Origin of the sequence: Parasphingopyxis algicola (genome assembly GCF_013378075.1) — a bacterium.
Lineage (GTDB): Bacteria > Pseudomonadota > Alphaproteobacteria > Sphingomonadales > Sphingomonadaceae > Parasphingopyxis > Parasphingopyxis algicola.
Genome location: NZ_CP051131.1, coordinates 2,762,464 through 2,775,845, shown reverse-complemented (window position 1 = coordinate 2,775,845; position 13,382 = coordinate 2,762,464). Strand labels below are relative to the sequence as shown.

Annotated in this window: 12 protein-coding genes; 9 read left to right on the top strand and 3 right to left on the bottom strand. The window is 64.7% G+C overall.

Going from position 1 to position 13,382, the window contains the following annotated elements; all coding sequences use genetic code 11:
- Positions 1 to 4: 4 nt before the first annotated feature.
- Entirely contained in the window at positions 5 to 586 is a 582-nt protein-coding gene (locus tag HFP57_RS13840; RefSeq protein WP_176870336.1) for an HD domain-containing protein, read from the bottom strand.
- Between the two features lie 97 nt (positions 587 to 683).
- On the opposite strand from HFP57_RS13840, the gene lgt reads away from it, so the two are divergent.
- The 5 genes from lgt (at position 684) to HFP57_RS13815 (ending at position 6,399) form a co-directional block, all read left to right on the top strand.
- On the top strand, positions 684 to 1,547 hold the full coding sequence (lgt, locus tag HFP57_RS13835) for a prolipoprotein diacylglyceryl transferase (RefSeq protein ID WP_246263678.1): 864 nt from the start codon (positions 684 to 686) through the stop codon (positions 1,545 to 1,547).
- Positions 1,534 to 2,589 carry a class I SAM-dependent methyltransferase gene (locus tag HFP57_RS13830; protein ID WP_176870334.1) on the top strand — a complete coding sequence of 352 codons (1,056 nt, stop codon included), beginning with the start codon at positions 1,534 to 1,536 and terminating at the stop codon, positions 2,587 to 2,589. The genes lgt and HFP57_RS13830 overlap by 14 nt, the downstream gene beginning before the upstream one ends.
- A gap of 67 nt (positions 2,590 to 2,656) precedes the next feature.
- Positions 2,657 to 3,421 carry a peptidoglycan editing factor PgeF gene (gene pgeF, locus HFP57_RS13825; RefSeq protein ID WP_176870333.1) on the top strand — a complete coding sequence of 255 codons (765 nt, stop codon included), beginning with the start codon at positions 2,657 to 2,659 and terminating at the stop codon, positions 3,419 to 3,421.
- 124 nt (positions 3,422 to 3,545) lie between these two features.
- Positions 3,546 to 4,952: an SLC13 family permease gene (locus tag HFP57_RS13820; protein WP_246263169.1), complete on the top strand. Its 1,407-nt coding sequence runs from the start codon at positions 3,546 to 3,548 to the stop codon at positions 4,950 to 4,952.
- 94 nt (positions 4,953 to 5,046) lie between these two features.
- A complete protein-coding gene (locus HFP57_RS13815; protein WP_176870332.1) occupies positions 5,047 to 6,399 on the top strand; it encodes a cystathionine gamma-synthase family protein in 1,353 nt (450 codons plus the stop codon).
- Positions 6,400 to 6,600: 201 nt separating this feature from the next.
- Here the strand turns inward: HFP57_RS13815 and HFP57_RS13810 are convergent, their stop codons facing one another.
- Positions 6,601 to 7,272, bottom strand: a complete 672-nt coding sequence (locus tag HFP57_RS13810) for an HAD family hydrolase (RefSeq protein WP_176870331.1) — start codon at positions 7,270 to 7,272, stop codon at positions 6,601 to 6,603.
- Positions 7,273 to 7,338: 66 nt separating this feature from the next.
- Between HFP57_RS13810 and HFP57_RS13805 the strand changes: the two genes are divergently transcribed.
- From HFP57_RS13805 to HFP57_RS13790, 4 genes are read left to right on the top strand one after another with little or no spacing between them, the layout of a single operon-like run.
- Positions 7,339 to 8,448, top strand: a complete 1,110-nt coding sequence (locus HFP57_RS13805; RefSeq protein ID WP_176870330.1) for an ABC transporter permease — start codon at positions 7,339 to 7,341, stop codon at positions 8,446 to 8,448.
- Complete coding sequence (locus HFP57_RS13800) at positions 8,445 to 9,218, top strand: ABC transporter ATP-binding protein (protein ID WP_176870329.1); 774 nt, start codon at positions 8,445 to 8,447, stop codon at positions 9,216 to 9,218. The genes HFP57_RS13805 and HFP57_RS13800 overlap by 4 nt, the downstream gene beginning before the upstream one ends.
- Before the next feature lie 15 nt (positions 9,219 to 9,233).
- Positions 9,234 to 10,178, top strand: coding sequence for an MlaD family protein (locus HFP57_RS13795; protein WP_176870328.1), 945 nt, complete (start codon positions 9,234 to 9,236; stop codon positions 10,176 to 10,178).
- A gap of 9 nt (positions 10,179 to 10,187) precedes the next feature.
- Positions 10,188 to 10,763 carry an ABC-type transport auxiliary lipoprotein family protein gene (locus tag HFP57_RS13790; RefSeq protein WP_176870327.1) on the top strand — a complete coding sequence of 192 codons (576 nt, stop codon included), beginning with the start codon at positions 10,188 to 10,190 and terminating at the stop codon, positions 10,761 to 10,763.
- Here HFP57_RS13790 and pepN read toward each other — a convergent pair whose 3' ends face one another.
- Positions 10,764 to 13,364, bottom strand: a complete 2,601-nt coding sequence (gene pepN / locus HFP57_RS13785; RefSeq protein ID WP_176870326.1) for an aminopeptidase N — start codon at positions 13,362 to 13,364, stop codon at positions 10,764 to 10,766.
- Positions 13,365 to 13,382: the final 18 nt, after the last annotated feature.

The following is a 13,382-nucleotide window of genomic DNA, read 5'->3' as shown; positions in this document are numbered from 1 at the left end:
GCGGCTACATCATCTTCGGCTGGCCGAAGACCCGCATGATTTCCGGTTCGAAACTCTCCAGGCTGTCGACCTCGAAATCCGGATCGAAGGCCGGCGCATCCCATTCGTCCACCAGCTTGCAGGCGAGCGGATACCAGCTCTCGTCCTTGTGATCCTCGCGCATCGTCGTCGATCTGCCGAGATAGTTGTAATAATAGGCACCCTGGAAATCCTGGTGATATTTGATGACGTTATACAGGTCGTCGCTGACATAGGGTTTCAGGATTTCCGCCGCGATCGCGCCGTGATTGGGCACGGACATGGTCTTGCCGATATCGTGGCAGAGCGCGGCGACGACTTCCTCGTCGCTGGCGCCCGAACGCCGGGCGAGCGTCGCCGTCATCAGCGAATGCTGGAGCTGGTCGCACCCGAAGCCCAATGTCAGCTCGCCGAGATCCTCGAGATGCTTCAGGATGCGTTTGGGCGCATCTGTCTTGTAATGCTCCTGATGCTCTTTCGCGATCACCATCCAATGCTCGGGCTTGCCGTCCTGCATCCGGGTGAAGGACTTGCCCGTGGTTTCCTGTTCGGGGGCCTGGGTAGCCATGTCGCTCTCTCCTGCGCCGACATCGGTCACGGCGCTTTCCGTTTTCGTTCGCCACCATTATGAGGGCAAAAAAGCGAAGGGGAAAGTCTTGGACGTTCTGGCGACGATATTTGCGGCTAGCGGTGACTATCTGCGGTTCGAAAATCTCGGACTTTCGCCGATTGCGGTCGATCTCGGCTTTTTCCAGCTGCGCTGGTACAGCCTCGCCTATATCGCCGGCATCGTTATCGGCTGGTGGTATCTCTTGAAGCTCATCGCCCAGCCAGGCGCACCGATGGCCCGGCGCCATGCCGACGACCTCGTCTTCTACGCGACGCTCGGTATCCTGATCGGCGGGCGGCTCGGCTATGTGCTCTTTTACAAACCGGCCGAATATCTGGCCGATCCGGGCGATATCATCCGCGTATGGGACGGCGGCATGTCCTTCCATGGCGGGGTGATCGGAGTCAGCATCGCTATCCTCTTCATGGCGTGGCGCAACAAGCTCAACTGGCTGCGCATCCATGACTACGTGGCCTGCACGATTCCGTTCGGCCTGCTTTTCGGCCGCCTCGCCAATTTCGTGAATGGCGAGCTATGGGGCCGGCCCGGCGATGTGCCCTGGGCGATCGTCTTCCCCCGCGCCGACGAACAGCCGCGCCATCCGAGCCAGCTCTACGAGGCTGGTCTGGAGGGCATTCTGCTCTTCTTCGTCCTCTGGTTCCTCTTCTGGAAGACCGATGCGCGTCACCAGCCGGGCAAGCTCGTCGGCACCTTCCTCGTCGGCTACGGCCTGTCGCGCTTCGTCGTCGAATTCTTCCGCCAGCCCGACGATCATCTCGGCCTGCTCAGCCTCGGCATGTCGATGGGCCAATGGCTGACGATCCCGATGCTGATCGGCGGCATCTGGCTGATCGCGACGGCAAAGGGGCGAGCCGGAGGCGTCAAACCGGTTCCGCCGGCCTCGGATGCCGCCAGCTGAGGCAAAGACCCTGGCCGAACGCCTGGCCGGGCTGATCGCGGCAACCGGCCCGATCTCGCTCGCCCGGTTCATGGCCGAGGCCAACGCCGATTATTACGCCAGCCGCGATCCGTTCGGCGTCGAGGGCGACTTCATCACCGCGCCCGAGATCAGCCAGATGTTCGGCGAACTCACCGGGCTCTGGCTGGCAGATCTCTGGTCGCGGGCCGGCGCGCCCGCCAATGCGCATTATGTCGAGCTCGGCCCGGGCCGGGGCACGCTCGCCGAGGACGCGCTCAGGGCGATGCGGGCCGTGCGCTTCGAGCCGCCGATCCATCTCGTCGAAACCAGCCCCGTGCTACGCGCCAACCAGGCCAGCCGGCTGTCGACCGCGCGCTGGCACGACGATCTTGACACCCTGCCCGATTGCGGCCCGCTGTTCGTCGTCGCCAACGAATTTTTCGACGCGCTCCCGATCCGGCAGATACGGCACAGCCCCGATGGCTGGCACGAGATCATGGTCGATCATCGCGACGGCGCTTTCGTTCCGATAACCTGGGGCCCGCCGCTCGACACGCTGGTCCCCGAACCGCTCCGCGACGCCCCGCCGGGGAGCGTCATCGAAACCTCGCCGGCTGTCGAAAGCACGGGCCGCGCGCTGGCCAAGCGGATCGCCGAACAGGGCGGTGCCGCGCTGATCATCGATTACGGTTATGAGGGGCTCGCGACCGGCGATACGCTGCAGGCCGTATCGCACCACGACCATGTCGACATCTTCGCCGAACCGGGTGAGCGCGACCTGACCGCACACGTCAATTTCAGCGTAATCGAGCGTATCGGGCGCAATACAGGACTGGCCGTTTACGGTCCGATCGGCCAGGGCGACTGGCTCGAATCGCTGGGCATCGGCGCGCGCACGGCTGCGCTCGCCAAGGCCGCCCCCCATCGCCAGGCCGAGCTGATTGCCGCGCGCGACCGGCTGACCAAGGCGGACGAGATGGGCGACCTCTTCAAGGCCATGGCGCTGGTCGCACCGGACTGGCCCCCGCCCGCCGCGTTCTGAATGCCGCATTGCAACATCGGCGAACGCCGTTAAGAAGACCGGCCCGGCAACAGCGGGCAGGAGACGCATGGCCGCAAAAATCGATATCGTCCGCGCCGACGCCCTGAACGGGGTCGCGCACGGCTTTCTGGGCCGGACCGGCGGCGTATCGACCGGGCTTTTCGAAAGCCTGAATGTCGGCCTCGGTTCGGACGACGTCAAAGCCGATGTCGATATCAACCGGCGCCGCGCTGTCGAGGCGGTGGCGCCGGATTCGACGCTCGTAACTCTGCATCAGGTGCATTCGCCCGATGCGATCCGCGTCACCCACGGCTTTCCCGACGACGATCGGCCCGAAGCCGATGCGATGGTCACCGACCGGCCCGGCCTCGCGCTCGGCATCCTGACCGCCGATTGCGCGCCGATCCTGCTCGCCGACCGGGAAGCCGGAGTCATCGGCGCCGCGCATGCCGGATGGAAGGGGGCGATGACGGGCGTCGCCAAGTCTGTCGTCGAGGCGATGGAGGAGCTGGGCGCCGAACGCAGCCGGATCGCCGCCGCCATCGGCCCGTGCATCGGGCGCGGCTCCTATGAGGTGGACGACGATTTCCGCAAACGGTTCGAGGCGATCGAGCCGGAGAATGAGCAATATTTCCGCGACGGCGCGCCCGGACACCATTATTTCGATCTCGAAGCCTATGTCGCCGCCTGGCTCGCCTTTTCGAGCGTCGACACCGTCGAGACGCTGGGCCTCGACACCTATGTGAATGAAGACCGTTTCTTCAGCTATCGCCGCGCAACCCATCGGGACGAACCCGATTACGGCCGGCAACTGTCGGTAATCGCGCTTTGAAGAGACCCGTCATTCCCGCGAAAGCGGGAATCCCGCTGCCTTTACTAGTCAGCTGGCCCGTGCTTCGTTTACGGAAGGAAGATAAGCGGGTTTCCCGCTTTCGCGGGAATGACGGGGAAACAATGTGACCGCCAAGCAATACGGTTTCTTCGGCGGCCTCGCCCTGTTCATTATCCTGTTGGCCCTTCCTGCTCCCGAAGGCATGCCGATCGAAGCCTGGCGCGTCGCCGCGCTTGTCGGCCTGATGGCGAGCTGGTGGATGACCGAGGCGCTGCCGCTCACGGCCACCGCGCTGCTGCCCTTCGTATTGCTCCCCTTCATGGGCGTGATGACGACCGGCGAGGTGGCAGGCGCCTATTATTCGCCGATCCTGTTCCTGATTCTCGGCGGCGCGTTTCTGGCGCTGGCCATCGAACGGACCGGGCTCCACCGAAGGCTTGCGCTCGCCATCATCGGCCGCGCCGGGACGACCGCCTGGGGCCTGCTCTTCGCGTTCATGGCGGCGACCGCGATCCTCTCGATGATCGTCTCCAACACGTCCACAACGTTGATAATGGTGCCCATCGCGATCGCAGTGCTGGCGGCAGGCGGCGTGGCGGAAGGCGAGACCAAGGGGTTTGCCGGTGCGCTGCTGATGGGCATCGCCTTTTCCGCTTCGATCGGCGGACTGGGGACGCTGGTCGGATCGCCGACCAACGCCATCGCCGCCGGCCTCATCAACCGTACGATCGGGACCGATATCAATTTCCTGACCTGGGCGATGTACGGGCTGCCGATCGTCGCGGCGGGCATACCCCTGTGTCTCTTCATCCTGATCCGGATGCAGCGCGTGACGCGAACCGCCTTCGATATCGGCGCCGCGCAGACCGCCATCGGCAATCCCGGCGAATGGTCGGGCGCGGAGAAGCGTCTCGTGCCCGTGATCGCGCTGGTCGTCGCGGGCTGGATCGCCCTGCCCTTTATCAAGGGATTCCTGCCGGACGGCGCTATTCACGACGGCACCATCGCGATCATCGGCGGGCTCGCGCTGTTCGTGCTGCCCGACGGAAGCGGCCGGCCGATGCTCAACTGGCCCGAGGCCAATCGCGCGCCCTGGGGCGTGATCATGCTGTTCGGCGGCGGTCTCGCCCTGGCCTCGGGGATCATAGAATCCGGACTCGGCATCTGGCTCGGCGAGGCACTGCAGCCGCTTCAGACAGTGCCGCTTATCGTGATCGCGCTCGCCGTGACCGCGCTGGTCGTGCTGGTCACGGAATTTGCGTCCAATGTGGCGACAGCGAGCGGGATCATGCCGGTGATCGCGGCGTTGATCGTAGCGACGGGAGCGGACCCGATGCTGCTCGCCATGCCGGCCGCGCTGGCCGCGAGCTGGGGCTTCATGCTGCCTTCGGGCACGGGCCCCAACGCCATCGCCTGGGCCTCCAATCACATCGCCCTGCCCAGCATGTTGAAATCCGGGTTCCTGTTGGATATTTGCGGCATACCGATGATCGTCCTGCTGACATGGGGCGTCGCGGCTCTGGCCGGTTGAGGGAGACGCGCTTCTTGGAGGTAGAAGCCCTGGCCCCCGCCGTCCCTATCGAGCTCCTGCCTTCCTAGGAGCGTAAACAGGAAGGAGCCACAAGATGGCTGACACCCCCGAACAATCCGGCGACAGTTCCGCCCCGACCCAGGCCGATCTCACCGGCACGACGCCGCGCCGCAAGCCGAAGCCCGAGATCGAGAAGATCGGCAACCGCAAGCTCAAACCCGCGACCCTGATGATGGGCCATGGCTATGACCCGGTCCTTTCCGAAGGATCGCTAAAGCCGCCGATCTTCCTGACCTCGACCTTCGCCTTCGAGAATGCGGCCGCCGGCAAGCGCCATTTCGAGGGCATTACGGGCAAGCGCCCGGGCGGCGCCGAGGGCCTCGTCTATTCGCGCTTCAACGGCCCGAACCAGGAAATCTGCGAAGACCGGCTCTCGGTCTGGGAAGAAGCCGAAGAGGCGCTCGTCTTTTCGAGCGGCATGTCGGCGATCGCGACGGTGCTGCTCGCCAATGTCCATCAGGGCGATGTCGTCGTCCATTCCGGTCCGCTCTACGCGGCGACCGAAACGCTGATCAACCGCGTGCTCGGCCGCTTCGGCGTGACATTCCTCGATTTTCCCGCCGGCGCGAGCCGCGAGGAGGTCGATGCGCTGCTCGAAAAAGCGAAGGGCATGACGACCGGATCGGGCAAGGTCGCGATCATCTATCTCGAAAGCCCGGCCAACCCGACCAACGCGCTCGTCGATATCGAGATGGTGAAAGAGGCCCGCGATGCAGCGTTCGGCGAGGACGGCCCGCCGATCGCGATGGACAACACGTTCCTCGGGCCGCTGTGGCAGCAGCCGCTCCGCCATGGCGCCGATATCTCGATCTACAGCCTCACCAAATATGTCGGCGGGCATAGCGATCTCGTGGCGGGCGGCGTGCTCGGTTCCAAGGCGCATCTCGATCCGATCCGCGCGATGCGCAACACGATCGGCACGATCACCGACCCCAACACGGCCTGGATGCTGCTGCGCAGCCTCGAAACCGTCGAACTGCGGATGACGCGGGCCGGCGAAAATGCCGAAAAGGTCTGCGCCTTTCTGCGCGATCATCCCAAGGTCGAGGGGCTCGGCTATCTCGGTTTCCTCGAAGAAGGGTCGAGCCAGCGCGATATTTACGACCGGCACTGTTCGGGCGCGGGATCGACCTTTTCGGTGTTTATCAAGGGCGGCGAAGAGGAAAGCTTCCGCTTCCTCGACGCGCTGAAGATCGCCAAGCTCGCGGTCAGCCTCGGCGGCACGGAGACGCTGGCCAGCCATCCTGCGGCGATGACGCATCTCTCGGTGCCCGACGAACGCAAGGCCGCGCTCGGCATCACCGACAATCTGGTGCGGGTGTCGATCGGCGTCGAGGATGCCGACGATCTGATCGCCGATTTCACCCAGGCGCTGGCGGCGGTTTAGGGAGGAGTCTTTTTGTCAGACTCGACCTTGCGGTCGAGCGCGGCACCGGGATTCTTTTGTCAGACCTTCGGCTTCGCCTCAGGCGCCGCACCGGCCCGCACCCCCTCCCGGCCTCCCACAGGGTACACTCATTGGGAGGCCGGGAGGGGGTGCGGGCCGGTGCGGCGATTTCGCGCTAGCGAAATTCTGACCAACAAAGCTCTAACCCCAGGCGATAACCCGCCAACCGCGTTTCTCCGCGATCTGCCGTAGCTTGTTCGTCGGATTGGTGGCGACCGGTTCGTCCGACCAGTCGAAGACCGGCAGGTCGGTCGGGCTGTCCGAATAGAAGCGGACGGCGGCGTCCGCACGATCCAGCCCCTGTTCCTCGGCCCAGGCCATGACGCGCCTCAACTTCGACACGCCATAGCAATTCTCGCCATCGATCTCGGCGAGAATCGCGCCGTCCGCGTCACGCTTGACGCGCGTACCGATCAGATCGTCGAAACCGAGCCGGCGGGCCAGTGGTTCGACGTAGAAGGCGTAGGATGCGGTTGCGAGCACCAGCCGGTGGCCGGCCGCCTTTTCCTTCGCGATCCGGGCCAGGGCTTGGGGATGGACATTGTCGCGCAGGGTCTCCTCGGCGAAGCTTTCGGCGATCGCGGCCATCTTCTCCGCGTCCACAGGGGAACCGAGCAGCATATCGTGCATCCGCTCCTTGAGGCCCCCGCGGTCGAGCGCGCGGACCAGATAACCGGCGAAGAGAAACAGCAGACCGGGCAGGAATACCAGCCGCCACCGTTCATGCCGCCACGCTGCGTGAAGCAGGAAGGACATATAGGTCGGCCGCTTGGTGATCGTCTTGTCGAGATCGTAAAGCGCGATTTTTGTCATGGAGCGGCTCAATAGCATGAAGCATCGCCTTGCCGAGCGCCGATTTTATCCGCACAAGACAGCCCGATGAGTGTCGAGGCCGATTTTGCCGAACTGGAAGAGGGGGGCGAGCGCATCGTCCGCTTTTCCGGGCGGCTGACCATCGCGCGGCTTGGCGACGTACCGGCCCGGATCACGGAATTGCACGGCAATCCGGCCAAGATCGACATATCGGCCGTCGAGCGCGTCGATACGGTCGGCGCATGGATCGTCCACAAACTGTCCCGCGACAACGGTGCGGAGATTGTCGGCGCGAGCGATCATGCCCAGCGCCTGCTCCGCCAGGTCGCGATCGCCGACGATCCGGCGAAGACCTATGACGAAGAGGAAGGGCGCTTCCACCAGATCCTCGCACGGGTCGGCGCGTCGACGCTCGAGGCGCTGTCCGGTCTCAAGGGCCTGCTCGCCTTTTTCGGCGCGCTGCTGATCGCGACGGGCAGCGTCATCCGCGACCCGCGTCGGCTGCGCTTCAACGCCGTCGTCCAGCGCTTCGAAACGGTCGGCGTTTCGGCCCTCGGCATCATCGGCCTGATGAGTTTCCTGATCGGCATCGTCATCGCCCAGCAGGGCGCGGTGCAGTTGCGCCAGTTCGGCGCGGAGATCTTCACGATCAACCTTATCGGCCGGATCACGACACGCGAACTCGGCGTCCTGATGACGGCCATCATGGTCGCCGGCCGCTCGGGCAGCGCCTTTGCCGCACAGCTGGGATCGATGAAACTCGCCGAGGAAGTCGACGCGATGCGGACGATCGGCGTCCCGCCCATGGAGGCGCTCGTCCTGCCGCGCGTGCTGGCGACGACCCTGCTCATGCCGTTCCTCGGCTTCTACTCGACCTTTCTGATGATCGTCGGCGGCGGCCTTTTATGCTGGGTCAGCCTCGGTATTCCGCCCGAAACCTTCATATTGCGCCTGCGCGAGGTCGTCCCGATGACCGATCTCTGGGTCGGGCTGATCAAGGCGCCGGTATTCGGCATGATCATCGGCCTTGCCGGCTGCTATCAGGGCATGCAGGTGCGCGGCAATAACGAGGAAGTCGGCCATCGCACGACGACCGCCGTCGTCCAGGCGATCTTCCTCGTCATCGTACTCGACGCCTTTTTCGCGGTCTTCTTCACAGAGGTGGGCTGGGGATGAGCGAGGAACCGATCGTCTCCGTGCGCGGGCTGCGCAACAGTTTTGGCGACAATGTCGTGCACGAACATCTCGATATCGACGTCTTTCCCGGCGAGATCCTCGGGGTGGTCGGCGGCTCGGGTACGGGAAAATCCGTCCTGCTGCGCGCGATCATCGGCCTGCAGGAGCCCGATACGGGCGAGATCAGCGTATTCGGCGAGCGCATGGATTGCGCAACCGCCGAGGAAAATCTCGATCTCAGGCGACGCTGGGGCGTGCTTTTTCAGAACGGTGCGCTCTTTTCGACCCTGACCGTGGCCGAAAACGTCCAGGTGCCGCTGCGCGAATTCTACAAGAATATCGACGAAGGCCTGCTCTGCGAAATCGCGACTTTCAAGATCATGATGAGCGGGCTCAAGGCGGAAGATGCCCCGAAATACCCGTCCGAACTGTCGGGCGGGATGCGCAAGCGCGCCGCACTCGCACGGGCCCTCGCGCTCGATCCGCTGCTGCTGTTTCTCGACGAACCGACGGCCGGCCTCGACCCGATCGGCGCCGCGGCATTCGACGCGCTCATTCTCGAGCTCAAGGAAGCGTTGGGGCTGACGATATTCCTGATCACCCATGATCTCGATACGCTGCACACGATCTGCGACCGCGTCGCCGTGCTCGCCGACCGCCAGGTCATCGCCTCGGGGACGATCGAAGAATTGCTTGCTCTCGATCACCCATGGATACAGGAATATTTCAACGGGCCGCGTGGCCGCGCCGCACTGGCGGCGAAGGACTAGGGCCGGGAGGGACGGATGGAAAACCGATCGAACCAGATTCTCGTGGGCAGCGTCGTGCTGCTGCTTGTCGCGGGGCTGATCCTCTTCACCGTCTGGCTTGCCCGCCTCGGAGACAGCAGCGACAGCGCCTATGATATCTATTTCGCCCAGTCCGTGGACGGGCTGGCGCGCGGATCGGGGGTGACCTATTCCGGCGTCCCGGTCGGCCAGATCGAGGAAATCGCGCTGGTTCCCGACAATCCGGAATTCGTCCGCGTCCGCATCCGGATCAATGGCGATGTGCCCGTGCTGGAAGGCACGACAGCAACGATCCAGGGCATCGGCTTTACCGGCGTGTCGCAGATATCGCTCGACGGCGGCGTTCAGGGCGCCGAGCCGATCGACGAACCGGGGCCGGGCGGCGTGCCGGTCATTCCGACCCGCCCCGGCGCCTTCGGGGAGCTGCTCAACAGCGCACCGCGCCTGCTCGAACGCCTGACGACGCTGACCGAACGGCTTACCGAACTGCTCGGCGACCGCAACCAGAATTCGATCGCCGCGATCCTAGAAAATACCGAGCGCCTGACCTCCGAACTCGCCGCACGCGGGCCGGAGATAGCCGCGACCCTCGCCGAGACCCGGGTCGCCATCCGCCAGGTCGGGGTCGCGGTCACCGAGATCGGCGAGCTCGCCGATACGACCGACAATCTGCTCGGCACCGAAGGCCAGGCGCTGATGCGCGACCTGCGCTCCGCGGTCGCCTCCGCAGAATCGAGCATGGAGTCGCTCGACCGCACCATTACCGCCGCCGAGCCAGGCCTCAATGCCTTTTCGCAGCAAACCGTCCCCGAAATCGGCCAGCTGGTCCGCGATCTTGGAGAAATGTCCGAATCGCTGACGGCGATTTCGCAACGCATCAATCGCGAAGGTGCCGGATCGCTGATCGGCACCGAGCGCTTGCCCGACTATGAGCCGCAATAGGAGCCGATGATGAAACGCCTCTTTCCGTTGATCGCGCTCGCAGCGCTGACCGGCTGCATCAGCTTCGGCTCGGAACCGCCGCCCTTCCTCATGGCGCTGAGCCCCGACCAGCAGATCGAAAGCGGATCGAGCCGTACCGCATCCATGGGCCAGGCGCTCACGATCGCGCGGCCCGAAGTGCCCCAGAAACTGATCACCAACCGGCTACCCGTCCAGACCGGCGAGACGACGATCGCCTATCTGACCAACGCGCTCTGGGTCGACACGCCGAACGAGCTGTTCCGCGCGCTGCTCAGCGAAGTCGTTGCCGCCCGTTCCGGCCGGGTCGTGCTGGATCCGGCGACCTATTCGGAGGATCCGGGAACGATCGTTCGCGGCCAGCTGCATGAGTTCGGATTGGACGCGCGGACCAACGAGACGCTGATCGTCTACGACGCGACGATCAGCGGGCCGGACGGGGTGCGGACGCGGCGATTCGAGCAGCGCGAGCAGGTTTTCTCGCAGGACGCGCAGAGCGTGGCACAGGCGCTCAACCGCGCCGCCAACCGCATGGCGATCGAATTTTCCGACTGGGTCGCCGGCTAGCTAGCCGAGGCTCTTCGAGGCCTGTTCGAAGACATCCTTGGAAAGGTCTGGCGCCGCCAATATCCGCTCGAGCTCTGCCCGCATCATCGCGCCGCGCTGCTCGTCGAACCGCCGCCACTTGCCCAACGGCGGCAACAGGCGCGCGGCGGTTTGCGGGTTGATGGCGTCGGCCTTGAGGATGAAATCGGCGAGGAAGCGATAGCCGCGGCCCGATGCCGTGTGAAAGGCGCGCTGGTTCCCGCCGAACGCACCGACCAGCGAGCGCAGCCGGTTGGGATTCTCGATGCTGAAATCGGGATGCGCGGCGAGCGCCTCGACGGCCGTCACCGTATCGTCGCGGATCGACATCGCCTGCACCATGAACCATTTGTCGAGCACCAGCGCATCGTCGCGATAGCGCGCATAGAAATCGTCGAGCGCGGCGATCCGTTCGGGCCAGTCGCTATTGGCGAGCACGCCGAGCGCAGCCTGCCGGTCCGTCATATTGTCGGCACCCTCGAACTGGCGTACCGCGAGCCCTGGCGCATCGTCCGCCCCGTCCGCCGCGATATAGCCGAGCGCCACCGCGCGCAGCCGGCGCAGGCCCTTCGCCGCCGGGCTGTATTCATAGGCATTGCCGCTCGATGCCGCATAGGCGGCGCGCCAATCTTCGGCCAGCGAGCGCGCGAGATCGCCACGCAGCGCCTCGCGCGCCTTGTGGATCGCCTCGGGATCGACGACGAGCATCTGGTCCCCGACAAAGCTTTCGCTGGGAAGGATGACGGCTTCGGCGATAAAGGCCTTGTCGAGATCGCCGTCCGCCAGCGTCCGGCGCACCGCCTCGATGACCGGCGCGTGATCGGTCTGCCGCCCCGATACGGCGTCGATGATGGTTTCGACCATCAGCTGCTGCATCGCCTCGTAGCGGGCGAAGGGATCGTCGTCATGCGCCGAAAGAAAGGCGAGCGTTTTCGGGTCCTTGTTGCTCTCGACGGTCACCGGCGCGGTGAAATGGCGGTTGATCGACAGAACCGGACGCTCGGTCAGTCCGTCGAACACGATCTCCTGGCTCTCTTCCTCAAGCATCACCAGCCGTTCCGGAACGATCGGCCGGCCGCTCTTCTCCCCGAGCAGCGCGGTCTTGAGCGGGATCGCCATCGGCCGCTTCTCCGCCTGGTCCGGCGTGGCGGGGACGGTCTGCGACAGGGTGAGCACCGCCCGCGCGCCTTCGGCGTCATGATCCAGCCTCGCGGTAACCTTGGGCGTGCCCGCCTGGCGGTACCAGAGGCGGAACTGCCCGAGATCGGCGCCGCTCGCATCCTCCATCGCGGTCACGAAATCCTCGCAGGTCGCTGCCTCGCCGTCATGCCGCTCGAAATAGAGATCGGAACCCTTGCGGAAATCTTCCGGCCCGAGGATCGCCTGCACCATGCGAATAAGCTCGGCGCCCTTGTTGTAGACCGTCGCCGTGTAGAAGTTCGAAATCTCGATATAGCTTTCCGGGCGCACGGGATGGGCGAGCGGACCGGCATCTTCGGGGAATTGCGCGGCGCGCAGCATCCGGACGTCGCCGATCCGCGCCACGGCTTCCGATCCCTGATCGGCCGAGAATTGCTGGTCGCGAAAGACGGTGAAACCTTCCTTCAGCGAGAGCTGAAACCAGTCCCGGCAGGTCACCCGGTTGCCCGACCAGTTGTGGAAATATTCGTGCGCGACGACACCCGCGATCGCATCGAAATCCGCATCCGTTGCGGTTTCGGCATCGGCGAGGATGTAACGCGAATTGAAGATGTTGAGCGACTTGTTCTCCATCGCCCCGAAATTGAAATCGGAGACGGCCACGATGTTGAACTGGTCGAGATCATATTCGCGGCCATAGACGCGCTCGTCCCAGGCCATAGAATCCTTGAGCGCGGCCATCGCATGGCCGGTCTTGGGGAGGTCCGCCTCGCGCACCCAGATGGCGAGCGCCACTTCCTTGCCCGAACGGGTGGTGAAACTGTCGCGATTGGCCGCAAGATCGCCGGCGACCAGCGCGAACAGATAGCAGGGCTTGGGCCAGGGATCGTACCAGCGCGCCCAATGCCGCCCGTCCTCCCCGTCTCCGCTTTCGATGCATTCGCCGTTGGAGAGGAGGACGGGAAAACGATCGCGATCGGCCTCCATCCGCACGCTGTATCGCGAGAGCACGTCCGGCCTGTCCGGGAAGAAGGTGATCCGGCGAAACCCCTCGGCCTCGCATTGCGTGCAGAGGATCCCGCCAGACGCGTAGAGCCCCATCAGCTGGCTGTTCTTTTCGGGGGCGATCTCGACGAGCGTCTCGACGATCGCCTCACCGCCCTCCAACGGGATCGTCAGCCGGTCATTGTCGAGCTGCCAGTCGCCCTCTTCCAGGCGTTTGCCATTATGCCAGACTTCGAGCAGCTTCAGCCCATCGCCGTCGAGCCGCAGCGGTTCGTCATGCGCCTCGTTCCGGACGACCGTCAGCCGCGCCCGCACCGTCGTCCGTACCGGATCGAGCTGAAAATCGAGAGCGATCTCGGGCAAGAGCCAGTCGGGCGGCCGATAGTCCTCGCGGCGGGTGACGGACGGAGTTGCGGCGGCGGATTGCATATCGGACATCATTGCCCTCTAATCGCC